27 protein-coding genes are annotated in these 26,912 nt (G+C 38.7%); 9 read left to right on the top strand and 18 right to left on the bottom strand.

The window, feature by feature from the left end; genetic code table 11:
• Nucleotides 1–560: 560 nt before the first annotated feature.
• The 3 genes from BBI00_RS07755 to BBI00_RS07765 all read right to left on the bottom strand — a co-directional run bounded on the left by BBI00_RS07755 (nt 561) and on the right by BBI00_RS07765 (nt 4,143).
• A complete protein-coding gene (locus tag BBI00_RS07755; RefSeq protein ID WP_065398228.1) occupies nt 561–2,132 on the bottom strand; it encodes a M20/M25/M40 family metallo-hydrolase in 1,572 nt (523 codons plus the stop codon).
• Between the two features lie 480 nt (nt 2,133–2,612).
• Nucleotides 2,613–3,761 carry a carboxypeptidase-like regulatory domain-containing protein gene (locus tag BBI00_RS07760; protein WP_065398229.1) on the bottom strand — a complete coding sequence of 383 codons (1,149 nt, stop codon included), beginning with the start codon at nt 3,759–3,761 and terminating at the stop codon, nt 2,613–2,615.
• Between the two features lie 205 nt (nt 3,762–3,966).
• On the bottom strand, nt 3,967–4,143 hold the full coding sequence (locus tag BBI00_RS07765; RefSeq protein WP_002978882.1) for a histone H1: 177 nt from the start codon (nt 4,141–4,143) through the stop codon (nt 3,967–3,969).
• A gap of 280 nt (nt 4,144–4,423) precedes the next feature.
• Between BBI00_RS07765 and BBI00_RS07770 the strand changes: the two genes are divergently transcribed.
• Nucleotides 4,424–5,917, top strand: a complete 1,494-nt coding sequence (locus BBI00_RS07770) for a M1 family aminopeptidase (RefSeq protein ID WP_065398230.1) — start codon at nt 4,424–4,426, stop codon at nt 5,915–5,917.
• Between the two features lie 19 nt (nt 5,918–5,936).
• Here BBI00_RS07770 and BBI00_RS07775 read toward each other — a convergent pair whose 3' ends face one another.
• Nucleotides 5,937–7,349 carry an aminotransferase-like domain-containing protein gene (locus BBI00_RS07775; protein ID WP_065398231.1) on the bottom strand — a complete coding sequence of 471 codons (1,413 nt, stop codon included), beginning with the start codon at nt 7,347–7,349 and terminating at the stop codon, nt 5,937–5,939.
• 207 nt (nt 7,350–7,556) lie between these two features.
• Between BBI00_RS07775 and BBI00_RS07780 the strand changes: the two genes are divergently transcribed.
• The 3 genes from BBI00_RS07780 (at nt 7,557) to BBI00_RS07790 (ending at nt 10,372) form a co-directional block, all read left to right on the top strand.
• On the top strand, nt 7,557–8,069 hold the full coding sequence (locus BBI00_RS07780; protein ID WP_065398232.1) for a hypothetical protein: 513 nt from the start codon (nt 7,557–7,559) through the stop codon (nt 8,067–8,069).
• A 96-nt stretch (nt 8,070–8,165) separates the two neighbouring features.
• A complete protein-coding gene (locus BBI00_RS07785) occupies nt 8,166–9,077 on the top strand; it encodes a helix-turn-helix domain-containing protein (RefSeq protein ID WP_065398233.1) in 912 nt (303 codons plus the stop codon).
• A gap of 89 nt (nt 9,078–9,166) precedes the next feature.
• The gene (locus BBI00_RS07790) at nt 9,167–10,372 is read left to right on the top strand and encodes an MFS transporter (protein WP_065398234.1); all 1,206 of its coding nucleotides are present in this window, start codon (nt 9,167–9,169) and stop codon (nt 10,370–10,372) included.
• 37 nt (nt 10,373–10,409) lie between these two features.
• Here BBI00_RS07790 and BBI00_RS07795 read toward each other — a convergent pair whose 3' ends face one another.
• The 3 genes from BBI00_RS07795 to BBI00_RS23650 form a co-directional block, all read right to left on the bottom strand.
• Nucleotides 10,410–10,649: a hypothetical protein gene (locus BBI00_RS07795; protein WP_065398235.1), complete on the bottom strand. Its 240-nt coding sequence runs from the start codon at nt 10,647–10,649 to the stop codon at nt 10,410–10,412.
• A 139-nt stretch (nt 10,650–10,788) separates the two neighbouring features.
• Complete coding sequence (locus BBI00_RS23645) at nt 10,789–11,412, bottom strand: lactonase family protein (RefSeq protein WP_262487241.1); 624 nt, start codon at nt 11,410–11,412, stop codon at nt 10,789–10,791.
• Nucleotides 11,339–11,911 carry a lactonase family protein gene (locus tag BBI00_RS23650; protein ID WP_262487242.1) on the bottom strand — a complete coding sequence of 191 codons (573 nt, stop codon included), beginning with the start codon at nt 11,909–11,911 and terminating at the stop codon, nt 11,339–11,341. Before BBI00_RS23650 ends, BBI00_RS23645 begins: the two co-directional genes overlap by 74 nt.
• Nucleotides 11,912–12,176: 265 nt before the next feature.
• On the opposite strand from BBI00_RS23650, the gene BBI00_RS07805 reads away from it, so the two are divergent.
• Both BBI00_RS07805 and BBI00_RS07810 read left to right on the top strand, forming a co-directional pair.
• Entirely contained in the window at nt 12,177–12,626 is a 450-nt protein-coding gene (locus BBI00_RS07805; protein WP_065399662.1) for a MarR family winged helix-turn-helix transcriptional regulator, read from the top strand.
• Nucleotides 12,627–12,650: 24 nt separating this feature from the next.
• Nucleotides 12,651–13,499, top strand: a complete 849-nt coding sequence (locus BBI00_RS07810; protein ID WP_123902236.1) for a universal stress protein — start codon at nt 12,651–12,653, stop codon at nt 13,497–13,499.
• Nucleotides 13,500–13,515: 16 nt separating this feature from the next.
• Here the strand turns inward: BBI00_RS07810 and BBI00_RS07815 are convergent, their stop codons facing one another.
• From BBI00_RS07815 to BBI00_RS07830, 4 genes are all read right to left on the bottom strand, one after another.
• Entirely contained in the window at nt 13,516–14,112 is a 597-nt protein-coding gene (locus BBI00_RS07815) for a Crp/Fnr family transcriptional regulator (RefSeq protein ID WP_065398237.1), read from the bottom strand.
• Between the two features lie 181 nt (nt 14,113–14,293).
• Nucleotides 14,294–14,929 (bottom strand): TetR/AcrR family transcriptional regulator, encoded by a 636-nt coding sequence (locus BBI00_RS07820; RefSeq protein WP_065398238.1) that lies wholly within the window; start codon nt 14,927–14,929, stop codon nt 14,294–14,296.
• A 289-nt stretch (nt 14,930–15,218) separates the two neighbouring features.
• Entirely contained in the window at nt 15,219–15,857 is a 639-nt protein-coding gene (locus BBI00_RS07825; RefSeq protein WP_065398239.1) for a TetR/AcrR family transcriptional regulator, read from the bottom strand.
• A gap of 298 nt (nt 15,858–16,155) precedes the next feature.
• Nucleotides 16,156–16,794, bottom strand: a complete 639-nt coding sequence (locus BBI00_RS07830; RefSeq protein ID WP_065398240.1) for a TetR/AcrR family transcriptional regulator — start codon at nt 16,792–16,794, stop codon at nt 16,156–16,158.
• A gap of 881 nt (nt 16,795–17,675) precedes the next feature.
• Between BBI00_RS07830 and BBI00_RS07835 the strand changes: the two genes are divergently transcribed.
• Nucleotides 17,676–18,035: a prevent-host-death protein gene (locus tag BBI00_RS07835; protein ID WP_065398241.1), complete on the top strand. Its 360-nt coding sequence runs from the start codon at nt 17,676–17,678 to the stop codon at nt 18,033–18,035.
• A 384-nt stretch (nt 18,036–18,419) separates the two neighbouring features.
• Entirely contained in the window at nt 18,420–20,048 is a 1,629-nt protein-coding gene (locus BBI00_RS07840) for a T9SS type A sorting domain-containing protein (protein WP_065398242.1), read from the top strand.
• 90 nt (nt 20,049–20,138) lie between these two features.
• On the opposite strand, the gene BBI00_RS07845 is transcribed toward BBI00_RS07840, so the two are convergent.
• The 7 genes from BBI00_RS07845 to BBI00_RS07875 all read right to left on the bottom strand — a co-directional run bounded on the left by BBI00_RS07845 (nt 20,139) and on the right by BBI00_RS07875 (nt 26,480).
• Nucleotides 20,139–21,002 (bottom strand): heparin lyase I family protein, encoded by an 864-nt coding sequence (locus tag BBI00_RS07845; protein WP_065398243.1) that lies wholly within the window; start codon nt 21,000–21,002, stop codon nt 20,139–20,141.
• 16 nt (nt 21,003–21,018) lie between these two features.
• Nucleotides 21,019–21,552 (bottom strand): hypothetical protein, encoded by a 534-nt coding sequence (locus BBI00_RS07850; RefSeq protein WP_165602502.1) that lies wholly within the window; start codon nt 21,550–21,552, stop codon nt 21,019–21,021.
• Between the two features lie 376 nt (nt 21,553–21,928).
• Nucleotides 21,929–22,537 (bottom strand): DUF4142 domain-containing protein, encoded by a 609-nt coding sequence (locus tag BBI00_RS07855; RefSeq protein WP_065398245.1) that lies wholly within the window; start codon nt 22,535–22,537, stop codon nt 21,929–21,931.
• Between the two features lie 148 nt (nt 22,538–22,685).
• The gene (locus BBI00_RS07860) at nt 22,686–23,291 is read right to left on the bottom strand and encodes an alpha-ketoglutarate-dependent dioxygenase AlkB family protein (RefSeq protein WP_065398246.1); all 606 of its coding nucleotides are present in this window, start codon (nt 23,289–23,291) and stop codon (nt 22,686–22,688) included.
• Nucleotides 23,292–23,402: 111 nt separating this feature from the next.
• Nucleotides 23,403–24,071, bottom strand: a complete 669-nt coding sequence (locus tag BBI00_RS07865; protein WP_065398247.1) for a MarR family winged helix-turn-helix transcriptional regulator — start codon at nt 24,069–24,071, stop codon at nt 23,403–23,405.
• Between the two features lie 60 nt (nt 24,072–24,131).
• Complete coding sequence (gene hemH, locus BBI00_RS07870) at nt 24,132–25,160, bottom strand: ferrochelatase (RefSeq protein ID WP_065398248.1); 1,029 nt, start codon at nt 25,158–25,160, stop codon at nt 24,132–24,134.
• 36 nt (nt 25,161–25,196) lie between these two features.
• A complete protein-coding gene (locus BBI00_RS07875) occupies nt 25,197–26,480 on the bottom strand; it encodes a cryptochrome/photolyase family protein (protein WP_065398249.1) in 1,284 nt (427 codons plus the stop codon).
• 121 nt (nt 26,481–26,601) lie between these two features.
• Between BBI00_RS07875 and BBI00_RS07880 the strand changes: the two genes are divergently transcribed.
• The gene (locus tag BBI00_RS07880) at nt 26,602–26,886 is read left to right on the top strand and encodes a hypothetical protein (protein ID WP_065398250.1); all 285 of its coding nucleotides are present in this window, start codon (nt 26,602–26,604) and stop codon (nt 26,884–26,886) included.
• Nucleotides 26,887–26,912: the final 26 nt, after the last annotated feature.

The raw sequence follows: 26,912 nt of genomic DNA on the forward strand, positions 1-26,912 counted from the left end.
CCGCTACATTATTTTGTAATCATTTGCATTTTTATTGCAATTATTTTCATACAATACAACAGCTATATGTACAATAGAAAATCAAACGCAGGAGTCGTAAAACCGTATAAAAATATAAACCGGAATGTTGAATAAAACAGATAATGTAAACAATAAAGGGAGTTAGCACAATGCTTCGATATATGATTAAATCTAAAAAATAATATTCTCAATAATACTCCGGCCAATGAAACGATACTGGCATGTAATGCATTAAAAAGAGACCGCTCATTTTTGAGTGGTCTCTTATGGGTTTGCCACGAATACACAGATTTTTTAGATGTGCACCTATGGCCTGAAAAAGAAGTATGGCATAAAAAGAAACTTAACTGATAACAGCTGCTTTTTATTGAAATCTATAAGATTTGTTTTAATTTTATTATTTATCCAAATATAGTGATTTATTTTACATAATATCTATTCACATCAATAAATTCCAAAAATTTAATATATTAAATATCAATAGTAAAAGGCTGCCATAAGACAGCCTTTTCTGTATAAAGTCCAATTAAATTAAATCTTTATTTATAATCCTTTGAACTTCTTCTCGGTTCTTTGGCTTCAGGCCATTTTACGGTTTCTCCTTTTTCATCCTGTGGCATTACCCTTTTCTCCCTGTCAGAGAATTCCGGATCTTCAGAGGCCATATAGGCTAATGCTGCGGTGAGAACCACATTATTTTTTACCTCATCAAAAACGATCTTGTCATAGGTATCTTTGGTGGTATGCCAGGTATATCCGAAATACCCCCAGTTCAGGGATCCCAGAGAAATTCCCGGTACTCCGGCAGCTACAAATGAAGCATGGTCAGAACCACCTCCACCGGGCATTCCCGGAAAATCCGTTTTGATATGGCTTCTTACCGACTTCGGAACACCTTCAAGCCATCTTCCTACATAGTCATAGGCTTTTACAAACCCCTGGCCGCTGATATTGACCACACGACCGGTTCCGTTATCCTGGTTGAAAGCAGCCTGTACTCCTTTGATGATCTGGGGATTATCTGCCACAAAGCCTCTGGAACCGTTCAGCCCCTGCTCTTCGCTTCCCCAAAGTCCGATTACGATGGTTCTTTTGTTGTTCGGATAATACTTTTTAAGGATTCTCATGGTTTCCAGCATGGTAAGGGTACCCGTTCCGTTGTCTGTAGCGCCCTGAGCTCCGTCCCATGAATCAAGGTGGGCAGAAAGAATTACATATTCATCCGGTTTTTCCTTCCCTTTGATCATCCCGATGGTATTGAAGCTTTTCGCTTCAGGAAGTATTTTAGACTGGGCATCGATCTTAATTTTAGGCTGTGCTCCTTTCTCTGCCATTCTGTAAAGCATTCCATAGTCTTCCACATCAATATCGACCATCGGAATCTTTGATGTTTTTGCTCCGAATATTCTGTTGGCTCCCATAATTCCGGTCCAGTTTGAAATGGCAATTCCCACTGCACCTGCTTTTTCCAATGCTTCAGGAAGCGTATTGTTGTCATAGCCGATATTTTTCACATACGCCGTGAAATCCTTTGCAGCCTGCTCTTTTTCTGCTTTCAGCTTTTCATACAGCTCAGGTGTTGCAAATTCTTTGATCTGCTCATCAGAACGTCCTATTTTCTGATATTGTGCCATCAGTACGATCTTTCCTTTTGCAGAAGGAAGCCAGCTGTCGAATTCTGCTTTGGAAGATACTTTAGGAAGGATGATCACTTCAGCTTCAATGGCTTTTTTAGTAGCCGGGCTCCATGCCAGCTGGGTAGCGGATAGTGACTTTACCCGTGGATAGGTCATGTCTACATGCGTCGTTCCTCTCTGCCACCCTTTCCACGTTCCGAACTGCTGAAGATTGGCCTCTATTCCCCATGAACGAAGCTTTCCGGCACTCCATTCGTTGGCGGCAAGCATTTCCGGTGTTCCCACAAGGCGTGGCCCGATACCATCCAACAGTTCATACGCCATATTTTCCAGCTGTGAATTGTTATTTACCTCATCTACAAAACTTTTTACGATAGGGTTAAGCCTCTCTTTCGGGTCTACTTTTACCTGAGCCCATGAAAACTGGGCAGCCAGCATTACTGCGGGCACTGCAAAAAATCTATTTATCCTCATAATATATATTGATTGGTTTAAAGATAAAGGAAATTAAGGAGATGATGAAGGAATGAATACAAAAAAGTTCCTGTTCAACGATATTGTGAATGTTTTTGCTGTTTATGGAGTGAATTCATATTTTTTCAACTGCTGATGTACGGATTCTTTTTTCGTCCATGGATTAGTGGATAGAACATCTCGCAGATGGCGCAGATTTTTATAAAGAACTCTGCTATATCTATTACAGGATTTCTTCAATATTTTGAATGTTTTGATTCTCCAATTCTTTTTTAATTCGATCAATAATAGCTCGTGGATTGCGCAGATTTTCCAATCAGATCTGCGTTATCTGCACAATCTGCGAGAGCTTAAAATTAAATTGAATATTGAAGACGTAAAGAGCATAAAAAACTATGTCCCTATGCTGTTAAAAGATAAACCCCATAGAGACATAGAATATACTGATTCCTGGTAAACTGATGCATCATTACAAGTGAATTACTTCCCGTTCACAAAAGCCTTTTCCTCTTCTGAAAGCAATGTAGTATTCACTTTATTTTCTTTCACCGTATCATTATTCCAGATGCTGATCTTAAAGTCTACTTTCGGATCCAGTCCCTTTTTATCAGACGGGGTAAAGGTGTTGTAGACCATCTCACGGCTGAACTTTCTCACATGGGTTTCATCGTTATAATAAGAGGTAAACTTATCTCCCTCAAGCCTGGTCATGGCAGGAATATAAGAACCGTTTTTCTTATAGAAATCAAAGATCAGCGAAGCATCCCCCAGTTTATAATCGAACGTTTTCCCATCAGTGGTTTTCCTTTGGACTACCGGATAGTTTTCCTGGAAATAATGGGTTTCGAAATAAGTAATAGCCTTGTCTGCAGTATTGTATTTAAATTCCCCATTCATGTGCACTCCGTTTGCAGAACTAATTTTGAAAGTGATCAGCTGTTCGTTTCCTTCTTCAAAGATCAGTCTTCCGGTACATTTGGTCTCTTTCATTTTCAGATGCTGAAGTTCCCTGTACAGTTCGAAATTCAGGAAAAAATTCCCAAGATATTCATGAGAAAATTCGTTGGTTTTACCGGTGAAAATACTGTCTGACTTTATGTTTTTTAAATATTTCACATTGTTCAGCTGCATCTGGAGAATCTCATCATAATCTTTACGTAAACCCTGTTTGAAATTATACATATTGTCACTGGCCCATAATTTTGCTTCAGCAATGACCAGGAAAAACAGTTTGCTGTTGTCAAAACTTTTCTCCTTATAGACTACATCATAGAGAGAAGGGGCATTATAATACCGCTTATGATAATTTTTAGCAACATCTTCAAAGATCTTTTTAACATCTACATTTACAATCTTTATTTCTCCGATATCTTTATACAGAGGTTTAAGCTTTATCTGCGGGCTGAAATTCCGGACCTCCGCCTTCTGGTAACCTGAAGCGGAAACTTCAAAAGCCGGTGCATCACTGCTGACAGGGGCTATGCCATCTTCATTGGTATATACAATCTGATCCTTCAGAAGGATCCTTGCATTGGGTACCGGGCTTCCGCTTTCCGCATCCACCACTTTGAGCTGCTGGCTGTGGAATACTCCAAAAAACAGGATGAATAATAGATAAGAGTGTTTCATGTATCGGGTATATCAGTTTTAAATTAACGGCACAAATATATACGTTGAACACAAAACAGAGTACAAATTAATAGTTTTTAACTTTTGGAATTTAATTTTGGGAAACAGAGAGCACAAAAGGAAAATTTTAACACTGCAATCTGAGCCTGCTGACAAGGCAGGGGATAAAAAAACCGGCTCAAAATGAACCGGTTCAGCGAACGAATTATTTTTTAGCTTCTTCTACAGAAACTTTTCTAAATTCTTTGAACAGTTTGCTTAGCTCTAAAGCTGCTTTACGAGCTCTTGTACCTGCTGCTTTGTTTCCTTTTTCTGCTTGCTGGTTAGCTTCAGTTGTGAACGCTTCAAATTCTGCGTTGATTTTTTCAATTAGTTCTTTCATTTATTTAAAAATTTAGGCTGCAAATATAGGTTTTATGGTGATTCCAGCCTAACTGGAGCGAAAAAAGTTTGGCTAAAATGGCTAAAATTTTCACTTTAATCAGCATAAAAGTACGTTTCTGATACTATTGAGCCTTTAAAAATCTTGTTTTTGCCGCTGTTCAGGCATTGCCGGCTGAAAAACTCAGCCTCTGACAACTAAAATAAAAAGGCTAAAAAACACAGGAGAAATCTTCATTTTCTTAGTTTTTATTTTAAATTTGGAAAAAACGACTTTATCCATGGTAAAAAAATTATTCATCCTGGCCTTGCTGCTGCCCCTGCTCGCCTATTCTCAGAATAGCATCCGCTATAAAATATTTTATAATGATGACCTTGAGCGAAACGGACTGAAAGTACAGGTTGATTATACTCTTAAAAAACCATCTGATACCCTTTCCTTTTATTTTGCCAATGAAAACTGGGGCGAGAAAAATCTTTTCAATACTCTTACCCTGTTAAAAGAGGAGAACCCGGACATCGGTTTTGAAACCCAGCCGGAAAAGAGCAGAATAAAAATCAATATGAAAGAGGGAAATAAAGTTTCCTTTATTTATCATATCAGACAGGATTTTAAAGATCCGAGCTATACCATATTCAACCGCCCAAGAATCAATAATACGTTCTTTCATGTATTGGGTAAAAACCTTTTCATGGTCCCCCTGTCATTTACCAAAAATCCGGAAGACAGGGAATTTGAATTTTCAGTTGAATGGCTGGAATTCCCGGCAAAATTCAGGCTTCATAATAATTTTGCCACCCAGGCCAGGGCCCAGAATATCAAAACTACGCTTTGGGATGGGTTCTACAACTCACTGTTTACAGGAGGTGACTATAGGTTTTACTCTTTTAAAGTACAGAACAAGCCGGTTTATTTTGCCTTAAGAGATCAGTGGCACAACGGATTTACAGATGATTTCTTATTTTCAAACCTAAAAAAAGCAGTACAGTCCCAAAGGGATTTCTGGAAAGATTATGACCAGAATTACTTCACCGTTACCATGACGCCTACCGTTTCACAGAAAGACAGCCTTTTCAAAGGATACAGTACAACAGGGTCTGCCATTAAAAATGCTTTTATGATCCAGGGCACCAATAATCCTTTTAATGATAAGAATTCTTACCTTTATCTTCTTCACCATGAGCTGATGCATGAATGGATCGGAAATAAGATCCAGAATAAAAATGAAGAGCTCAATTATTGGTTCAGTGAAGGCTTTACCGACTATTACACCTATAAAAACAGGTTACGCATCAAAGATATTTCTGCTGACGAATGGCTCAGGTTATTCAACAGTGAGGTGATCAGGAACCACTGGAAAAATCCGCAGCGGGACATTCCGAATTATAAGATAAAAGATGATTTCTGGAAAAGCCGTGATGTAGAAAAGGTACCGTACCGGCGGGGGGCCATTTTTGCTTTCTGGCTGGATAATCAGATCCTGCTGAAATCCCGCTACAGAAAATCCCTGGACGACCTGATGCGTGAATTGCTGAAGAAATGTACGGAAAAGAAACTGAAATTTACGGATGAACTGTTTCTGGATCTAGTACAGCAATATCTGGATAGAGACATTACCTATTTCTTTCAGAAGCATATCATTTCCGGGGAAGATATTGATCTTACCAGAGAAAAATGGATTGACGGCTTTGAGTTTAAAAACATGGAAGCTATACCGCAGCTGGAAATTGACAGGACCAAAAATCTGAAATATGCAATAAGTGAAGTAAAATAAAACATTTTTAAAGAATGCCTCACAAGAGCAGTTCTTTTGCTTTTCTGCCTGCACTTTCCAATAGGGATATACTTTCTGCCGTAATTCTTTCTGAAAAAACAATCCGGAAATAATGACTGTATGAGCCAGAAAAAGAGAAGGTCTCCCCGGGAGTAAACATGATGCCATGTTTTTCGCAATACTGATAAAACAGCTCCATATCTGTCTTTTCCGTTAGTTGTGCCCAGATACTATACCCTCCTTCCGGCTTATAAAAACATGAACCGTAGGGAAAATATTTTTTCAGTACACCGGATAACTGAACAGCCTGATCATTCAGTTTTCTCCTGAATGTCCGCAGATGCCTTTCATAGCTGCTGCCTTGCAAAAGTTTAAGAATCAGTTCCTGGTAAACGGGCGAAACCGATCTTCCCAAACTGAATTTCACCCTTTCTGCTTTTGAATAAAGATCTCCGGCATACAGCCATCCTAAACGGATACCGGGTGCCAGTGTCTTTGAAAATGAAGAATACATCATGACCAGCCCTTTAGTATCAAAACTTTTGATGCTGCAGGGTCTTTTCTCTCCAAAATAGAGGTCGGAATACATATCATTTTCTATAATGCTTACCCGGTAGTTTTCAGCAATGCCCAGCAGATCTTTCTTGGTACTATCGCTCATGAGGGTTCCTGTAGGATTATGAAAATTCGGAGTGACGACCAGAGCACGGATATCATTTTCTTCACAAGCTGTACGGAAGGATTCCAGATCAAAACCACTGTCGCAGGAGACCGGGATTTCAACGACCTTCAGTTCCAGATTAGTGATAACTTCCAGGACAGAAAATACACACGGGCTGTCTACAGCCACTATATCTCCTGGTTTGGTCACAGATTTCAATGCAATGGTGAGGGCCTGTAAGGCACCATCGGTTATGATCAGCTCATCAGGATTCAGCAGACAGCCATACCTGTTCATCTGTTTTGCGATCTGATATCTTAAAGGCTCAAGCCCGTTGGAAGGATAATATCTGAGAAGAGATGCGCCTTTTTCACGGATCACTTCCTGCATGGTTCTCAGAATTAATTTCTGGGGAATGAGCAGGTCACCGGGAGCTGCAGCATTAAAGAAACCGGCTTCGGAAATCCTTTTGGAGGTCAGCATCATATTTTTCATAAATGCCTCATTCCTGACAACCGGTGGGAGCCGGTCTGTTTTCCTGTGTTCCCCGTTTTGGGTTTGGGCTGCCACAAAATAACCGGACCGTGGGCTGCTTTTAATGAGTCCTCTGATCAGCAAGTATTCAAAACCGCTCTGAACGGAACTTGTGCTCAGCCGGTATGTTTTCCTGATTTCCCGGACAGATGGAAGACGGTCGTTTTCCTTTACAGCTCCATTACGGATCTGTTCTTCTATAACCGATGTAAAAATTTCATATTTATAAGGCTTCATACGCACCCGTCAACTGTATCAAACAAATTTACATGTATTTTTATAAGTATGGAGAATCCGGCATAAACAATTGTGGTTTGATGATGCCAGAAAGCCCGGATTCATATTAAGTCAAGAGAATTGATCTTAAATCTGTACCGGTTACATTTTAATGAACTGTACCCTTTTAAAATGGAATAATCTTCTAATTTTGAATAAAAAAAACTTATGGAGATCATTTCAAAATTTACAGTTGGTTCTGAAGAGGGAATTTCTGATCTTATAGCCATCATCGACGCTTCGGTTTATACACTTCACAAGGATTTTGTTTCTGAAGAAGCCATCAGAAAATACAGCAATGAAATAGATCCCAGAAAAATGATCAATGACCTGAATGATCTTTCCAATCAGCTGATCATGACCTATGCAGACCAGCAACCGGTAGGTTACAGCATTATCAAAAGCGGGTCTGTATATCCGGGTCTGGCTGAAGGAAAACGGGCTACAGAAATCAGTTTTGTGGTGCTCCCGGAATTCAATATTCCGGAAATAAGGCAGTCACACTGGAAAAAATGCAGATCAGCAATCAGTTTCACAGAGGTCATCTGGATCAATATGCTGGCTCACGACCCACTTCTGGAATTTTTAAAAGAGACAGGATTTACTTCGGTGGCTGAAGCTAAAGCAGGACCTTTCCAACTTCCGTCTTTCATTATGGAAATGCAGCTTCATAACAATTAAAGCAATTTCCCATCATTACAGATCTGATACAAAACAAGGTAAGTAAATCACAATACAAAAGATTTACTTATCTTTGATTTTTATAATTTACAGATCATGAGTGACCAGCTGGAAACCATAGAGGATTATTACAACCGCATCCGCAAAAACCAGATAAAAGTATTTGATACGGATGATTTTGAAACGGGTAAATCGCATTTCAACATCTCCATGCGGAAGTATTGCAGCTTCAGGAGCCCGTACAACCGCAGAGATTATTATAAGGTCAGTTTTATTATAGGAAAAGGAACATTTCAGTACGGCCCTCACCAGTTGTATATTGACCGTCCGGTTCTTTTCTTCCCCTCTCCCAATATTCCTTATTCATGGGAATGTGAAGGTGAGCAGGAAGGGTATTTCTGCCTGTTTAACCAGGAGTTTTTTCATGGAAATCCAGAGTTCAACCTGTTCAAAAAGACTTCACTTTTTAAGGAATGGAGCCAACCTATCGTCTTCCTTACTGAGGAGCAGACTTTGCTGGCCACCCTGTATTTTGAGCAGATGTATAAACTTAACAATTCTCCTTATCCTTACCGTTGCAGCAGCATCAAGAATCATCTGGCCTCTGTTCTGCATCTGGCACTGGAAAACCGGGTGGACGACGTACATCCCAGTGAACTTCCGGCTAACGTAAGGCTGTACCGTTTATTCGACGAACTTCTTAACAAACAGTTTCCGCTGGATTCTCCGGCCTACCCTTTAGCTTTACGAACTCCGTCTGATTTTGCCAGCCATCTTAACGTGCATGTGAATCATTTGAATTCATCGGTAAAATCCGTTACCAACCTCACTACCACGCAGATCATCAAAGAGAGAATGTTTGAAGAGTCTAAAAATCTGCTGAAGTATACCAACTGGGATATTTCTCAAATTGGGTATACTTTAGGTTTTGACCAGCCCTCTCACTTCAACAACTTTTTTAAGAAGCACGCCCGGACTTCGCCTTTAAAATTTAAGAATTCATTTTAAATATTTGAATTTTGTAATTTTTACTTTGTCTTTTAAAATTGATTCAGTCATTTCTTGTCTTATTTTTGCAAGGTAAAAAATGAATGAGTATGTTGAGAGAAGCATCTGAGCAACGCATCAGATTAATAACGATTATGGCATTTGTGTCTATCCCGCTTTCCGGGTTTGTGACAGATATTTACCTGCCGTCTTTCCCTTCTATGGCCAGAGAGCTTTCTGTTTCAGAGAAGGACGTCCAGATTACTTTGACCTCTTACCTGCTGAGTTACGGAATTTCCCAGCTGTTTGTAGGGGCAATTCTGGACAGCATCGGGCGCTACCGTCCGAAGTTACTGGCCCTTTTCCTGCTGGTGATCAGCAGTATCCTGATTACCATGACCAACAGTATCCTGCTGATCTGCCTTCTGCGGATTCTTCAGGGAGCTGCAGTATCGGTACTTGTAGTCGCTACCCGGGCTATTTTTGTGGATATTTATGATTCTGAGCGGGTGAAACATTATTTGAGCTATTTCACCATCGTATGGTCCTGTGGTCCTATCCTGGCTCCCTTTCTGGGCGGATATCTGGAAAAGCTTTTTAACTGGCATGCGAATTTTTATTTCCTTGCCTTCTATGCCGGATTTCTTTTCCTGTTTGAATGGTTCTTCAGTGAAGAAAGCCTTCCCGAGAAAAAGAAGCTGAATCTCTCGGAAAACATCGGTCTGTATAAGATGATGCTCAGAAATAAGATTTTCATGCTGGGCATTTTTATCCTGGGATTAAGCTATTCTATTGTCATGCTATTCAATATTACGGGACCTTTTATTATTGAAAATACGTTTCACTTTACCCCTGTAGTCATTGGATACTGTACCCTGATCTTAGGATTCTCATGGATGATCGGAGGTTTTATAGGGAAAAAAAGACTGACGCTGGAGTTTAAGCCGAGAATTCTGCAGCCTATTATCCTGCAGCTGTTTCTGATCATAAGCCTGATCGGCATCAGCTATTTTGCGGAAAGTCTTTTCATTATGATTCCTTTTGCCTTTTTCATTCATATCTGCTCAGGGATTCTGTTTACCTCATTCTTCACAACCAGTATGCTGTATTTCCCTAAAAATGCAGGAACTGCAGGAGGACTGATGGGAGGATTGGTGTATGTGATCACTTCAGTGACCAGTTTTATTATTTCTGTAAGCGGAACGGTAACGGAACAGAAAGGGCTGTCCTGGCGTTATCTGATCATAGCGAGTCTACTTCTGGGGATCATCCTTATTATGAACCAGGCCGTAAAAAAAGAAAAAGCAGAGAATTGATCTCTGCTTTTTTTAATGTTGCCTGTTCTTTTCAGAATTACATTTTAATAGAATAATCATAAACTGTGTCATCATTAAGATACAGGTGCAACTTCAGTTTAAACATACCGAAAAGATATTTCTTCAATACATAAATACGCTCACTAGTGTGTAATTTATCTACCTGATATCTGGTAAAAAAGCCTTCAATCTCATCAATCTCTTTCCCTACCAGATCATGTTCTGAAATGCTGACGCTTTGATTTCTGTCATAGAAATAATATCCTTTGCCATCCATAGTAAAAAAGTGTTTTTTTCGGCTGTTAAATTAAGCAAATAAAAAATATTTTATTGCTTTTAATTTCTCTATTTTATTATTCTTTTCCTATTTCTTCGGTTTTTCTGTTTCAAAATTTATACAATATATTCAGTAAAATTTAATACTTCCTGATTTGTACAGAAGACACTCCTACCATTCTGACCTTACCTCCTGCTCTTTTCAACAGTCCGTTTTCGGCATTTCTCCTGAATACAGTAGCAGTACCGCTCACTGCATTGGTTGTGATCACAAATTTTCCGGTACTGTCTATGGCAAAGACCCGTGGATGTTTTCCGCCTGTCGGCTGGTAGCCAACCGTTTTCAGGGTACCGTTGTTCTGAATGGCAAAAATCGCAATATTGTTTTCATCACCCCGGTTTGATGCATACAAAAAGCGTCCGTCAGGAGAAATATGGACATCTGAGCTTTCAAAATTTTCTTTATGGTCATCAGAATGGGTACTTATTCTCTGAATATTCTCCAGGGTGCCGTTCCCATAGGCATAAGCACTCACGGCTCCTCCCATTTCTTCAATACAATAGGCAAACTTACCGTTAGGATGAAAAGTGAGGTGCCTCGGGCCGCTTCCTAAGGCAGCCTGTATAAAAGGGATTTCTGCAGGCTGTAACGGTTCGTTTTTTTCAGCATTAAACCGGTAGGCTCTGATCTTATCCGCTCCCAGGTCGGGTAGAAAAACATAGTTGAAATCGGGTGAAAAAAACAGTGGAATGGATATGAGCACGATCCTGCCTGTCCGGGTCTATACTTCCCTCTGAAAACTGGAAATTCTGAGTGTAAGGTTCTATTTTTCCGTTTTCTGAAAGTGGATACACAGAAGTACTTCCCTCCGTATAGTTCCCGGCAATCAGCCATTTTCCATTGCTGTGGGCTGATACATAGACCGGATTTTCACCACCACTTTTCTGGCTGTTGATGAATGTAAGGGATTTTTTCCGGGGATTAAATTCAAAACTGCTTACACTGCCGCCGTTTTTTGTTTTGCTTTCGGTACAGGCATAAATATACTTCCCATCAGGAGACAAGGTGAGGAATGACGGATTCAGTATGCCTGTGAAAGAGGTTACTTTCGAAAGCTTACCCCTGATGGTATCAAGCTGGTAAACATAAATTCCTTCGGTGTTTTTATCACGGTTAAATGATCCGAAAAATACATAGGTATCCTGAGCCAATAATTTTACTCCTGATGCCATCAGGAGGATCATGCTTATAGTAGTCTTCAATGTAATCAGTTTTTGAAATGTTGGGGAAATTCTGCAGTTGAACAGCAAATATAGAGTATAATAAGCATTTAAAATCTTAAATATTTAATAAATAATCTGAATTGGCCGGTCTTTTTCAAATGATCGGGTCATTGAAGATAACCTCACCGCTTTCATAGAATATTTTCATCACAATTAGTTTTAATTAAAACTAATTGTACGTATATTTGTGAGAGAGGTTAAAAGCTCCCATTCATATTATCCTGTTAATTTTATTGTTAAAAGTATGGCAGCAGAACAATACAGTATTTCAGAACTTGCCCTGGAACTGGGGCTGGCAATGAGCGAAATGAAAAGTCGTTTGCGGCAGAAGATCCAGACCAGCATCAATGCATTTGACCCGGATCTTTCTTTTGAACTGATTGAAATTCTGGGGCTTCTATCCCGTAATGACGGAATGAACCAACAGGAAATCGGGAATAAGGTAAGTAAAGACAAATCAAGCATCACTTACCTGATCAACAGCCTTGTACAGCGTAACCTCGTTGAACGGATAGCCTACAAAAACGACCGGAGGAATAAGCAGATCTTTCTTACTCCCAAAGGAAAAGAGATTGTAGAAACCGTTTATCCGTGGGCATTGGACCTTTATAAAAAAGCTGCCGGCGACCTTGATCCGGAAGAGATCAGCAATGCGCTGCTTCTGGTAAAAAAAATGACTGCAAATCTCGAATAATAAGGCTTAAAAATGAATCAGATTATGAAAACAATCCTTGTACCCATAGACTTTACCTCAGCTACTGAAAATGCAGCAAAAACAGCAGCAGACTGGGCCCGACAATACGAATATCAGCATATCGTTCTTCTAAAAACTGCAGGAGAATCTGAGTTTGATTACCTTCACATTGCGGAAGGACATTCTTTTGTGAATGAAGAGAGCATCAACAATCTGCTGAAAAAAACAGAAATGCTGTTTGATCACCTGAGCCATATGATCACAGAGATAGCACCGGATGTAAAGGTTTCAAGAATATTAAGCGACTGGGCTCTTACCAGAAGCATCAATGAATTTTTAAAAGACCAGCCTTCAGTAGAACTGATCGTTTTGGGAAGTGATGATGCTGCTTCATCTCATGAGAGCTTTGTTTCCGGCCATATCATAAGCATTGCAAGAACCAGCCCTGTGAAAACCCTGATCGTACCCAACAGCTATCATTACAGTACGATCAAAAATATACTGATCCCGTGCGATATCAAAGGAATCAAAAGACTGGAAAGGCTGTTTCATCACAAACACATTATCCACCGGCAGGATATCCGCCTGATGTTTTTAAATATCAATACCCATAAAAAGAATGATATTGATGATGACAGGAAAAGGGAACTTGAAGAATATATCCAGCAGCACTTAACGGAAATCCCAAGCAGTACGTATTATTCTCATGATGAAGATGTCATCAGCGGAATTCTGAACTTTGCCTCCGGACATGATACAGATCTTATCATTGCGTTGCCCGGTGAGCACAGCTTTCTGTATTATCTGGCCAGCAGAAGTATTTCAGAAGGCATTTACCAAAATACCAGCCAGCCTGTTCTGATTTTAAAATAACAGGACCTGCGGAACATTAATAATAAATCTTCGTACTGTCAAGCCTTACAAGCTTCTGTTCATTCATTTTTTTTACATAACGGATTACGGTTTCCACTCTCATTCCGGTGAGGGTAGCAATTTGCTGTCTGGTGTAAGGGATCAGGAATGAGTACATTTCTTCAAATCCGAAGTACTTTTTAAGATGATCAAAAAGTTTCTGCAGCTTTATGATCGGATCTGAAATGGCGAGAAAACTGGAAATCATGTACCGGAAATGCAGCCTGTCGGCGGTATACCTGCTTATTTCAAGCATTAATGCCGGTTTCTCCAGCAGGATCTTCAGAAACTGATCTTTAGGGATCTTAATAATTTCGCAACTGGTTACTGCAATAGCATTAACGGCATAACTGTGCCCGGTAAACAGATAGCTTTCTCCAATACAATGACCGTCAAAAGGAAGTCCGTGCACAAATTCTTTTCCGTCTTCCAAAAAAGTATTCAGCTTTACTGTTCCGAATTTTATCTGAAAGTAATATTTGGCAGCTGTTCCTTCCTCAAAAACGGTATCTGCAGCATTATATTTTTCCAGTCTGGCCCCATTTGAAAATAATAAGTCTTCGCATATAATCATCTTTCCATTATTAATTGGGGTAAAAATACTTAAAGTAAAATGAATATTGCAAGTTATTCGATACCACAGCTGCAAAAGGAGAAAGAATTAAAGCCAATACAGATTTATTTACGATCCTTATCTTTATAAAATCTTGAAGCTGTATTGTAAGAAAATACCGTTTTTATGATCTGTTCTGATATTACAGATGCTCATAGGACTGTTTTACTAAAAAAGAGGTGGCTCTTTTGATGTGTTCCCGACCTTCCGGGGTATTGAGGTCCAGCCCGCAAAAAATACTGCCGTTCATGGAAGCATACAGGTTCAGATAATACATCCCTGAAATCATAATGGCCATGACTGCACGAAAATCATCCAGCCGTTCTCCGAAGGTATCCTTCAGCAGTCTGAAAATACGTTCTCCATTCTCTTCCCGTATATCAGACAGTTTTTTTAATGATTTCCGGGGCTCAGACAACCCCCAGACCAATAATTTCTGGGCTTCCTTATTATTGTAAATATAATCCAGTTGTGAGAGCAGCATGTTTACCGTAAACAATTGTCCGTCGTGAAGTATTTGCGGCTTATATTTTTCAAATTCTTCAGGAGTTGCCTTCATCCAAAAATCCTGTGAACGGATATATTCATCGATCAGGCCATCGATCCCGCCAAAATACATGTAAATCATTTTTTTGTCTACTCCTGCTTTCGCTGCGATGTCATTTACCTTTAATCCTGTAAAGCCTTTTGTTTTCAGTATTTTTCCAACGGCACCCAGGAATCTTTTTTTACTCCTTTCCTTATTCCGGATGCTGCCTGCTGATGATTTTCTTTCCATGATAAACGTTCAATATTACAAGTTTATGAATTTTTTCTTAATACTAGACACTGATTAGTGTCTTATTTCATATATTTGCACAAACTAAAAACCATTCTATATATAAACACTATCTAGGGTGGGAAAATTTTTTCGAAAACACTAAGGTAAAAACACTAAAAGCAACAGCATCATCAGATTTTCTAATGATGCTGTTTTATTGATAAACACTGCTGATTTTATCAGAATCAATAATTTAAGAGAAGAAAATCCGGTGATAAAGCCTGTCTTTTACTGATCCTGCTGCAGGTTACAGATTTTTATAGGTCTGTCCTACTAAAAAGGATATCGCTTTTTTGATTTTTTCCCGGCCATCAGCAGAGTTCACATCCAATCCGCAGAAAATACTTCCGTTTACAGAAGAAAAGATGTTCAGGTAATACAGTCCTGAAACCATGATCGCCATGACTGCCCGAAAATCAGCGGAACGTTCTTTGAAGTGCGGATTGAAAATATTGTCAAAAATATATTCCCCGTTCTCTTCCTGCGCGTCAATAAGTTTCCTCAATGATTTACGGGGTTCGGAAATACTCCAGAGCAGTAGCTTTTGTGCTTCTTTATTACTGTATACATAATCAAACTGTGACAATAGCATTTCTTTGATAAATAGTTCTCCTCCGTCACTGGTCTCCGGAATGATCTTATCTACCTTTTCTGTTGTCACTTTGATCCAATAATCCTGTGAGCGGATATACTCGTCTATGAGGCCATCCATACCGCCAAAATAGGTATAAATCATTTTCTTATCTACACCTGCCGCTTTTGCAATATCATTTACTTTTAATCCTGCATATCCTTTCGTTTTCAGAATTTTTCCCACCGCATCCAAGAATCTCTTTTTACTGCGTTCCTTATTCCGGATACGGCCTGCTGATGACTTTCTTTCCATAATCCAAATTCGATACTGCAAAGTTTGTAATTTTTTTTCAAACTAGACACTAATTAGTGTCTTATTTTTATATATTTGCATCAAACTAAAAACCATTCTCCATATCACACTATCCAGGGTGGGAAAAAATTCCGGACACTGAGGTAAAAACACTAAAAAGCAAACAGCACCATCGGGAAATCCAATGATGCTGTTTTATATTTTAATGAACAACTTTCTGATGATGAAAATGGCAACGGCTGAAAAATATACTCTCAGTAAAGTTGCTGCCTGAAATTATTACGCATTCTGTAAAATTCTAGAGATTCTCATAGGTCTGCTCTACTAAAAAAGAGATGGCTTTTTTGATTCTTTCCCGGCCTTCAGGGGAATTCATATCTAAACCACAAAACATGCTTCCGTTGACCGATGAAAAAATATTCAGGTAATAGAGCCCGGAAACCATGATCGCCATGACTGCCCGGAAATCTTCCGAACGTTCTTTAAAATGGGGATCGAAAATATTGTCAAAAATATACTCTCCGTTTTCTTCCTGCGTATCTATCAGTTTCCTCAATGATTTGCGGGGTTCGGATATACTCCAGAGCAACAGCTTCTGTGCTTCTTTGCTATTGTATACATAATCAAACTGTGATAGTAACATTTCTTTGATGAATGCAACGCCCCCATCATTGATACCCGGAATAATTTTATCTATTTTGTCGGTGGTAACCTTGATCCAATAATCCTGTGAACGGATATACTCGTCTATCAGGCCATCCATACCTCCAAAATAGGTATAGATCATTTTTTTATCCACACCTGCCGTAGCTGCAATATCATTTACTTTTAATCCTGCATAACCTTTTGTTTTCAGAATTTTTCCAACTGCATCCAGAAATTTCTTTTTACTACGTTCCTTATTCCGGATACTGCCTGCTGCTGATTTTCTTTCCATGATTAAACATTCAAAGATACAAGTTTAAGAAATTTTTAATTATTTTAGACACTGCATAGTGTCTTAATTTGTATATTTGCACAAACTAAACCATTTTATATATTAAAAACACTCTTTAAGTTGAAAAAATGAAGCCCGGTTCTGATAGTTTAGTATGTAATTAAGGATAAAAAACAGCGTTCGGACACAAGGAAATCAGATTCTTGTTCAAGAATAAAAGTTAGTTCGCCGGAAAATGGCCGTTTCTGTAAAAAGATAGACCCTTTTCCAATTCCGAAGGATGAATGCTGAGCCTAAACATGCACCAATCAGGATCCCAGATTTCGGGTTGAAGTCGGAAAGCCTTTACAGCCTGAAAGCTGTGAAGACCGGATGGTTCTTCCGTAAGATGGTTTCCCTCAGTTTAAAAATGCTTCAGACAGCAATATCATGAAGCAAAACAAAGTGATTATTTGACACTATTGATGATGAGGTAATTGCAGCGGTAAAAAAACTGCAATAAAACAATTTTGAAAACCGATCACTAAGGTAAAAACACTAAATGTAGCAGTATCATTAGATTTTCTAATGGTACTGTTTTTTATTTCATTTCATTTGTAGGAGCACTGCCCTATTTGAGATTTTTTTATCACACATTTTTTATTAAAAAAAATAAATTAATCCCGTATATTTGAAACTGATATATAAAATCCGAGTACATTATATAAAATCGTATTACCTATTGAATTGATTATCTATCTGTTTCAATGTTTACAGATTCTTTATGATTCTGCATTATAATAATTGAATGATACCACATAATTAAATTATGGGAATAATCTATTAAAAATGAGCTGTGATTTGATATAATTAAACTTATATTTACCAAAATTTAAAATTAAATGAACTATAAGCTTGAGCTCAATACTCAGGAGCCTAATTCTAAAATTGTTTTTCACAATATTCTATTTGACTCATTTAAAATCAATATAATTGAAAGGTACATCGGCTCTATGAAAGCACGTCCGGTATTATGTGAGGTTTTATTCAAAGTAAGAACTTTAGACAATGAACTTATTACCAGAAGGGATGGTAATATGAGAGTAAAAATAAAAGGAGATCAGTTTGATACGTATCAGGAACTGTCAAGAAAGCTGGGTTCTTATGAGTATAAGAATAAACTGATCAACAGAAAAGAAGTTGACCAGGATTATGTACACTTTATTCTGAGCCTGGTTATTTCTAATTATGATCTTAATTAATCCGGAATTATCATTTCATTCCGTTGTATTACTGCATTGTTTTCAAGCTGATGACGCTACAAACAGATTCAGCTGGAAATAAATTATACTTCAAAGACTTAACAATTCTTTACTGAAATTAAACCTTATTTCTTAGATAGACCTCTATAATCTATCTAAGAAATAAGTTCGCTTTATGACAGCAGCACTATCTCTGATTTTCTATCTGTGAGATAAAGAACAGAGATTTAGATCATAGCTTTATCCAATACCTTTAGCTGGTATAAAATGTGATCATTCTTCACTCCATAAATCCATTACCGATTACACACCAAATGTTTTAGATTATCTTGTTATAATTTTGATTACTTTCGTCATGAAAAAACAATAACCTAAAACTTATTCATGAAAAGAATTTTTCTTATTTCATCACTTATTTTAGCAGGCAAGGTATTGAATGCACAGCAGGCTCCTTCTATTGAATGGGCAGTTTGCCTGGGAGGAATAGGATTTGAATCTGCAGCCACCAACTTCAATAATGCCGGCGAATTTGGTTTACAGGTCCTGCGTACCCCCGATGGCGGATATGTAGTGGCAGGAAGTACAGATGCTAACAGCGGATATGTAACCGGTGTGCATGGGAACAACCCGGATATGTGGGTCGTGAAAACGGATCAGAACGGAAATTTCCAATGGCAGAAAGCATTGGGAGGAAGCGGCTTTGATGAAGCAGCAGCTATTACACTTACCAGTGACGGAGGTTACCTTTTGGCCGGCAGTTCTACCATAGACAACGGTGATGTACTTAATTATTTTGGCGCTACAGACGTCTGGATCGCAAAATTAGACGCCACAGGAAATAAGATGTGGACTAACAACATGGGATCTACCGGAACTGAAATGGCCTATTCTGTTCAACAGACCTCTGATGGAGGTTTCATTATTGCAGGTACTACCAGTGGAAATAATTATGATGTATCAGGCCATCATGGCATATGGTCAAGCTATGACATGTGGATCGTGAAAACCAATTCAACCGGAAATATCGAATGGCAAAAATGTTTGGGAGGAGATGGTAATGAAGTAGCCTACTCTATACAGCAAACCTCAGACGGTGGCTATATTGTGGGTGGTTTTTCGCAAACTAATAACAATGGTGATGTTACAGGAAATCATTCTTACTGGGATGCTAATGACTGGGCATATAAACCCTCACGAGATGCCTGGGTAGTCAAATTAAATTCAACTGGGGCTATACAATGGCAAAAGAGCCTGGGGGGAAGCGGAGAAGATGTGGCCAGCTCAATTCAGCAGACAACAGACGGCGGATACATTCTGGCAGGATTTTCCGATTCTGTTAACGGCGATGTTACCGGTAATCATGGAAAGCATGATTTCTGGATTACGAAAATAAATGCAAACGGCTCATTGGTATGGCAAAAAAGCCTGGGAGGAAGCAAATCTGATAAGGCCTATTCTATCAAGCAGACTCCTGACGGAGGCTATGTTGCTACAGGCTATTCATTTTCTGCGGACGGGAATGTTACAGATCATCACGGAACTGATACAGGTCATGATTATTGGGTGGTAAGATTAAATACATCCGGAGATCTGATGTGGAGTAAATCTTTAGGAGGCACCTATGGAGATACTGCTTTTTCTTTAGATCTGACGCCTGACGGAGGATATGTAGTAGCAGGTTCCACTTCTTCAAGAGATGGTGATGTGGTGGGCCTTCACCAAAATGTTGACGCTACAGATTTCTGGCTGGTAAAACTAGGTGCCGGAACTTTAAACACACAAGACAGCAAAGCCGCAACGGCTATCTCAGTCTATCCCAATCCGATAAGAGATAAGGCTTTTTTCTCTGAAAATCTTAATGATATTCAGGTTTCAACATTGGAAGGAAGTATTGTATTAACTCAATCAGGCGGTCAATATATAGATATGCAGGGCCTTCCTGCTTCCGTTTATATCCTGAAAGGAGTGCAGAAAAATGGAAATATGATTACAAAGAAGATTATCAAGGAATAACTGATCTCTTCTTTATCAATTAAAATAAATCTCCGGCTCTTCGAGCCGGAGATTTATTTTATAATGCTGTACCCAAATACCATCTGAATATTATGGATGGCGATGTGCATATATTACTTCCCCCAACAGATTCCCAGGAGCCGGGCCACCCAGATAGATGACCTTTATATCATCATGATAAGCCACGCGGGTAATATCTGGTGGAGTAACATATATTCCCCATTTAATATATCCATGCTGACCGCCAAGTCCGGTACCGGAATAGGTCCTGTAATTCTCTTTATGGTCCACTAAAATATAATCATTCTGAGCAGGGAGCTTCATATATGTTTTCATATATCCAGTTGCCGTATCTGTCCATTTTACATCTATCCTGAAATGAATCCATTGATTGATGTATGGTCTGATATCAGGAATAATATCGGTAACAGGAACATTATTTTCTACAGCAAATCTCAGCCGCATTGCATTTCGCTGGGTTCTGACCTGAAGCGGAACTCCTGCCCCGCCGGAAATTTTCAACTGGAAAATATTGGTCTCATTAGTTGGGTCTCCTGCTTTCCAGGGTGTCCAGTCTTTCAGTAAGACACTAAATTCATACCGGCGTTCATCACCCGGTAAAAAACGGGCAGCCTTGAACCGGTCCGCATCACTCTCGCTTCTCCAGTTATCATTGGAATAATATCCCTGATCCCCATACACTACTTTATGGGCAACAGCATGACTTCCTGTAGCGCCGGGCTGCACCATATAAACGGCATCCGAAGCAGTGGCATTAGTAAGATTCACTCCTGTAATACCGGAATTCAGGGTATTATTTTCATAATTTACATTCAGCAATACCTCTCCAGGCGATTGTGCCAATAGTTTCCCGGATAAAAGCACCATGAAGAGGATGACCACATCTTTTTTATTTACTATAAATAAAAGATTCAATCTGTTTTTGCCAGTCATTTATATTTCAATTTTATTATTTCTTATCAGTATTTTCCCGAATAAAATTCAAACTCATTTTTCTTCCTAATCCTTTTTCTGCATAGGTCAGAATATCATGTATCTTAGCCAGAAAACAATAGTCCTCAATTTGATTTATTTTACGCAAGCTTAAACCGGATCTGACAACAAATTCTTTTTTTGAACACAGGCGCATTTCTTTCAGTTTTAAACCAATAATAAAAGACTGATACTCATAATCAAAAATATCCTGCTTTAAATTTAATTCCTCAAGGAGCATTTTTTTCAGTTCTTCCCAATGATCTTTAGCTTTATCATCAGGTTTATTGAACACATCTTCCGGTATTGAAAAAATAAACCGGGTGTAATGTACATAAAACGGCGTCCGGATATGCTTATCAAAACCTCTATTCTGATAGTCCGGGTAGGTCCCAAAATCGGTATTGTATTCTATGCTTTCGTAAAGATAAAAATCTGCCTCCACCATAAACAGCATCCTTTTTTGTTTATTGATATCCAAAGATTTTAAATACTTTAGGAAGTCTTCCATTGAAAAATTATAATATGGATTCATCAGGATAATTTATTGAGTTTAAAAGTAAGCAATAGGCAATGTGAAATTAACAAATAAAACTTTATGATAGCCACAAAAATTATAAAGGCCTTTTGTTCAATTCAGTACATTGAGACTGATGCCGGAGAAAAGTTCACATAAGATGAAAATTAAAAATTTTTCATAAAAGCTTCCAGGCAGAATAAATCCAGTCAGAATAAAATTGCAAAACCAGCAGCGGATTGGCCAGTAAAAAAGCTCCCCTTCAAAGGGAAGCTTAACAAAATCGAGTAAAAATGACGTTTAATCATTTCAAAATTATCAAATCTGTTTTTCCTGTCTTATGATGACAGTCATAGAAAACAGATCCAGATTATTTTACGGCACTTTTAGCTTTTTCCGATTCTTTCAGGTGATGTTCCAGCGTTGGGAGCGTTTTTCCTGCAAAAGATTTTAAAGCGGCATCCTTTCCTTCGGCAGCTTCTTTCTTAAATTCTTCTATATCTTCCTTATGGTCGCTTACCATCAGATCTGTATATTTTTTATCAAAGTCAGCCCCTTTTTTAGCTTTCAGCTCGTCATACATTTTCTGTTTTTCTACATCAAGGCCTGTGGGTAAGGTATAAGCTGCTGCCGAAGCCCACTTCTTCAGTTCATCGTTTGCTTTGGTGTGGTCTGTAACCATCATAGCACCTAAAGATTTTACCGTTGAGTTTGCAGCATTGGTTTCAGCCAGTTTTCCCATCATCACTTCCATAAGTCCTCCTTTAGCTGCAGCATCTGCAAACTTTTTATCCTGATCGCTAAGGGCATTGGCCGTGTCTGTGGTATTGGACATTTTTGCAGAATCGCTTACCGTCATTCCTGATTCAGCCGGAGGAGACATTGTGGTGTTTTCCGCAGTCTTATCAGACGGTGTTTCATTTTTTTTGCAGGCAGTCAAAGCAGCCAGTGCAAAAATTGTTACAACAAAATTTTTCATAATAATAAATTTAAAGTGGTGTTATCAATAAAAGTCAATGTGACTTCTGTATATAAGGCAACAATTTATCTGCCAAAGACATATGACAGCAATACCACTTCAAATGATACAATATGATCAGTAAATATTGAATAAGTCTAAAACACGCTTAATGAACCCATCTGAACGTAAGATTAATGCGCTCTTTCATCGGGGTTACAGATTTTGCAATGCGGTGTTCCCAGTGCTCCTGAAGATCACCTTTCATGATGAGTAACGAACCATGAGGCAATGGCAGGCTGTATTTACTCTGATGATGATCTTTTTTCCGGAAATCAAAATTCCGGGTTTCTCCCAGACTTACAGATGCAATGACCGGGCGTTTTCCGTATCTGCTCTCCCTGTCGCTGTGCCAGGCAACGGAATCATTTTGGTTCCGGTACAGATTAAGTAAGACAGAATTGAACTGATATCCGAATTCCTTTTCTATTTTTTGTTTTAATGCAAGGAGCTCCGGTGTCCAGGAGGTAACATCCAATTCGTCCTCCCTTAAAGGATAAGTTTTTCCCGGATCACCATACCATGCTGTTAAACGGGGTGTAAGGACCGTTTTATCATACATTTTCTGAGTACGCTGCTTCCATGGAGCCGTTTCAAGAAGAATGTCCTTAAGCTGATCAGCCTCTTTCCGGGTCAGGAAATGTTCTTTATACTCCAAAAGGTCTTTCGGAAATTCATATAAATCTTCTGAATCAAATAAACTTAGCTGTCCCATGTTTTCTTAAACCGTTTTAAAAGATGTGCAAGCTACAAAATCACCAAAGTCTTTAGAAAGCTCAAACAAGATGAAAACCAAAGATTTTCACAAAACTTAAGGATCTAACTCTTAAAATGTATACTCATCATATATGGTACTGATCAGCTGATCAGAATGGATGTTCCGTGAAAAAATAGGATAATGGAAACGATCCAGTTTATTAAGGATCCGGATAAGCTCCATCTTTTCGTTATGAGTAAGATTTCCGGCAACGATATTCGTGGCCTGCCGGATTTTTTCCATTTGTTTTTCCAGGATCATCAGTCCTCTTTCAGTAATGCGGATCAATTTGCTGCGTTTATCCAGGTCAGAGTCTGTCTGTTCAATAAGTCCCAGACGCAGAAGTCTTGCAATAATAAGCATACCTACGGGCTTATCATGAATATTCTTTTTGATAAGCGCCATCTTGGTCATTTCCCCGAAAGCTTTCAGATTGATTAAATAAATAAAATCTTCCTGGGTAGAAAATTCAGAATCCGAGATGGCAGATTTGGAGTAAGTTTTTGCATATCTGTTGAGATGAACGAGTAATGTACTTATGGCACTTTCCGGAGTCCTTCCATTTTCCTTACCTTCCCAGTACGGTTCTTCAGGATGGCTCTCTTCAGCAGACTCTTTATCAGAAATCCATGCTTTAAAACCCTGAATGGTTCCCGGGTACAGATCAGGAGAAGCATTGATTTCAGCTTCAAATTCTTCCAGAAGATCTACACAATCTTTGATCAGCGTATAATTCATATCTTTTAACTAGTTTACAAATATACCTCATTTTAAAAGTATATCATATTATCACAAAAACTATATCAAATAGAACTGTTTAAGTTGTTCTTCACACAAGGTCTTTATGACTTCAATCCAACGGTCTTCATCATTCAGGCAAGGGATATACGTGAAGTTTTCACCTCCTGCTTCCATAAACTGTTCTTTCCCTTCAACGGAAATTTCTTCCAGGGTTTCAAGACAATCCGAAACAAATGCCGGACAAACTACCGCAAGATTTTTAATTCCTTTTTCGGGAATGGTTTCCAATGTATGATCTGTATATGGTTCTATCCATTTATCTTTTCCCAATCTGGACTGAAAAGAAACGATGACCTTACTTTTGGGCAGTCCGAGTTTTCTGATCACCCGATCGGTGGTATTAAAACACTGGTGACGGTAGCAAAAGGCATGGCTTGGATGAGAATCTTTAGAACAGCAATCATTCATATTACATGTCTTTGTAGGGTCTGTTTTGTAAATATGCCGTTCCGGAACACCATGGTAAGAAAATAATAAGGCATCAAAATTTTCAGGAAGCTTCTCCCGGATACTTTCTGCCAGGCAATCTGTATAAAGGTCCCGGTTGTAAAAAGGCTGTACGTAGTTGATCCTAACACCCGGGAATTTTTTCTTTCTGACTTCTTCCGCTTTTTCAATTACGGTTTCAGTGGTGCTCATTGCATATTGCGGGTAAAGAGGAAACAGTACAATTTCTGTAACTCCTTTTTCTACCAGGTTCCTGATCCCGGTTTCAATACTTGGCTCAGCATACCTCATCCCGATCTCAACAGGGATATCTACTTTGTTCTGCAGTTTTTTCTGTATCTTTTTGGTTATGACAATAAGCGGAGAACCTTCGTCTGTCCATACCGTTTTATAAGCTTCTGCTGATTTTGCAGGTCTTGTTTTAAGAATAATTCCCTGAACAAGAAGTGCCCGGAAGATCCAGCGGTAATCAATTACTTTTTCATCCATCAGGAATTCATCCAGATATTCTTTTACATCTTCTACTGCAGTAGATCTCGGAGAGCCAAGATTGATCAATAAGATTCCTTTTTTAGCCAATGTTGTTTATTTTATTAGTGAATGGTTATACATGCGTTATTCTGCCAATGCTTCTTTGTAAGCCATCAAAGCTCTTTCTCTGGCTTTTGTATGTTCTACGATGGGTTCTTCATGATAATCTTCAGGAAGCCATTTTCTGATATACTGATGATCTTTATCAAACTTTTTTGTCTGTTCATAAGGATTGAAGATCCTGAAATACGGAGCTGCATCACAACCGCAGCCTGCCGCCCACTGCCAGTTTCCGTTATTGGCTGCCAGATCATAATCCAACAGTTTTTCAGCAAAATAAGCTTCTCCCCACCGCCAGTCGATGAGCAGGTGCTTGGTAAGGAAACTTGCCGTGATCATTCTTACCCTGTTGTGCATGAATCCGGTTTCATTCAGCTGTCTCATTCCTGCATCTACAATGGGATATCCAGTTTTCCCTTCGCACCAGGCCTTAAATTCTTTCTCGTTATTTCGCCAGGCAATATTTTCATATTTCTTTTTAAAACAATGATGAACAACATCCGGAAAATGATAGAGAATCTGCATAAAAAATTCTCTCCAGATCAGTTCATTAAGCCAGGTTTCATTGTGCTGGGCAGCATACTGTACACATTTTCTGATGGAGAGGGTCCCAAAGCGAAGGGCAATCCCAAGATGGGTAGTACGATCCATTGCGGGGAAATCCCGGTAACTTCCGTAGGTGTCTATTATTTTTTTATCAAGCTCCGGTTCTATGAAGTCAAGATCTGTTTTCTCAAATCCGATTTCTTTCAGTGAAATGATCTCTGAAGATCCGTTATAACCGGCGAAATGGCTAAAGTCTGCAGTAAAGGATTCTACCTTTTTCAGATTTTCCTTCCATTTTTTTGAATATGGGGTAAAGACAGTGTAGGGAGAAAGATCATTTTTCAGGATATCATTTTTTTCAAATATCACCTGATCTTTAAAATCTTTCAGCTGGATATGATGTTTCAGAAGAAAATCGGCGACCTGCCGGTCCCGTTGTATAGCCTGCGGTTCGTAATCGGTGTTACAGAAAACACTGTCTATAGTAAAATCCCTGATTATTTTTTTAAAGGCTTCCATTGGAGTGCCGTAATAAACATAAAGTCCGCTATGATGTTTTTTAAGCTCTTTATGAATACGCTGTAAAGCCTGATGAATATAGTCTACCCTCCTGTCCTTCTTATTCTGAAGCCGGTCCAGAATATCAGCATCAAAAATAAAGACAGGAACAACCTTCAGCCCTGTATTAAGGGCATGATGAAGCCCTGTATTGTCTTCCAGCCTGAGATCTCTCCGGAACCAAAAAATATTCACTTTATCCATGATCTGTCTTCGATATTAAAACACAAATATACTAATAAATATTTTAAAAAGTGTATTAATATACTATTTATATAATACGGCATAAAGTTTGCAAAATTTAAAACAGGATAAAATAATTGTTATGGACTATTTAGAAACCGAACGATTAGATCTGCTGAAAGATCAGAAACTCATTGATGAATACCTCAGCTGGGTTATAAAGAAGGATTTGAATATCGACATAAATGTCAGCAATGAATATGTTGCCGCCCATAATATTGTTTCACAAAAATTAATTCTTGTCAAGACTTTTTCGGATATTATTCTGGAAAATCCTGACCTTTATTTATTATTATCTTCCCTGATTCAGGATATTAATACCGGATCATTAACCAAAAGCCGGATCCACTATCTTCTTAAAAAATAAAAACTCCCAGTAAACTGAAACTGAGA

The organism is Chryseobacterium arthrosphaerae, from assembly GCF_001684965.1.
Classification (GTDB): Bacteria; Bacteroidota; Bacteroidia; order Flavobacteriales; family Weeksellaceae; genus Chryseobacterium; species Chryseobacterium arthrosphaerae.

Coding starts and splice junctions, on each gene's coding strand:
- BBI00_RS07780 (WP_065398232.1), top strand. CDS start 7,557: ATGGAGATCATTTCAAAATTTACAGTTGGTTCTGAAGAGGGAATTTCT.
- BBI00_RS07760 (WP_065398229.1), bottom strand. CDS start 3,761: ATGAAACACTCTTATCTATTATTCATCCTGTTTTTTGGAGTATTCCAC.
- BBI00_RS07810 (WP_123902236.1), top strand. CDS start 12,651: ATGAAAACAATCCTTGTACCCATAGACTTTACCTCAGCTACTGAAAAT.
- BBI00_RS07805 (WP_065399662.1), top strand. CDS start 12,177: ATGGCAGCAGAACAATACAGTATTTCAGAACTTGCCCTGGAACTGGGG.
- BBI00_RS07830 (WP_065398240.1), bottom strand. CDS start 16,794: ATGGAAAGAAAATCAGCAGCAGGCAGTATCCGGAATAAGGAACGTAGT.
- BBI00_RS07835 (WP_065398241.1), top strand. CDS start 17,676: ATGAACTATAAGCTTGAGCTCAATACTCAGGAGCCTAATTCTAAAATT.
- BBI00_RS07865 (WP_065398247.1), bottom strand. CDS start 24,071: ATGAATTATACGCTGATCAAAGATTGTGTAGATCTTCTGGAAGAATTT.
- BBI00_RS07875 (WP_065398249.1), bottom strand. CDS start 26,480: ATGGATAAAGTGAATATTTTTTGGTTCCGGAGAGATCTCAGGCTGGAA.
- BBI00_RS07820 (WP_065398238.1), bottom strand. CDS start 14,929: ATGGAAAGAAAATCATCAGCAGGCAGCATCCGGAATAAGGAAAGGAGT.
- BBI00_RS07785 (WP_065398233.1), top strand. CDS start 8,166: ATGAGTGACCAGCTGGAAACCATAGAGGATTATTACAACCGCATCCGC.
- BBI00_RS07770 (WP_065398230.1), top strand. CDS start 4,424: ATGGTAAAAAAATTATTCATCCTGGCCTTGCTGCTGCCCCTGCTCGCC.
- BBI00_RS07850 (WP_165602502.1), bottom strand. CDS start 21,552: ATGGAAGACTTCCTAAAGTATTTAAAATCTTTGGATATCAATAAACAA.
- BBI00_RS07880 (WP_065398250.1), top strand. CDS start 26,602: ATGGACTATTTAGAAACCGAACGATTAGATCTGCTGAAAGATCAGAAA.
- BBI00_RS07860 (WP_065398246.1), bottom strand. CDS start 23,291: ATGGGACAGCTAAGTTTATTTGATTCAGAAGATTTATATGAATTTCCG.
- BBI00_RS07775 (WP_065398231.1), bottom strand. CDS start 7,349: ATGAAGCCTTATAAATATGAAATTTTTACATCGGTTATAGAAGAACAG.
- BBI00_RS07840 (WP_065398242.1), top strand. CDS start 18,420: ATGAAAAGAATTTTTCTTATTTCATCACTTATTTTAGCAGGCAAGGTA.
- BBI00_RS07755 (WP_065398228.1), bottom strand. CDS start 2,132: ATGAGGATAAATAGATTTTTTGCAGTGCCCGCAGTAATGCTGGCTGCC.
- BBI00_RS07855 (WP_065398245.1), bottom strand. CDS start 22,537: ATGAAAAATTTTGTTGTAACAATTTTTGCACTGGCTGCTTTGACTGCC.
- BBI00_RS07815 (WP_065398237.1), bottom strand. CDS start 14,112: ATGATTATATGCGAAGACTTATTATTTTCAAATGGGGCCAGACTGGAA.
- BBI00_RS07765 (WP_002978882.1), bottom strand. CDS start 4,143: ATGAAAGAACTAATTGAAAAAATCAACGCAGAATTTGAAGCGTTCACA.
- BBI00_RS07845 (WP_065398243.1), bottom strand. CDS start 21,002: ATGACTGGCAAAAACAGATTGAATCTTTTATTTATAGTAAATAAAAAA.
- BBI00_RS07795 (WP_065398235.1), bottom strand. CDS start 10,649: ATGGATGGCAAAGGATATTATTTCTATGACAGAAATCAAAGCGTCAGC.
- BBI00_RS07790 (WP_065398234.1), top strand. CDS start 9,167: ATGTTGAGAGAAGCATCTGAGCAACGCATCAGATTAATAACGATTATG.
- BBI00_RS07825 (WP_065398239.1), bottom strand. CDS start 15,857: ATGGAAAGAAAGTCATCAGCAGGCCGTATCCGGAATAAGGAACGCAGT.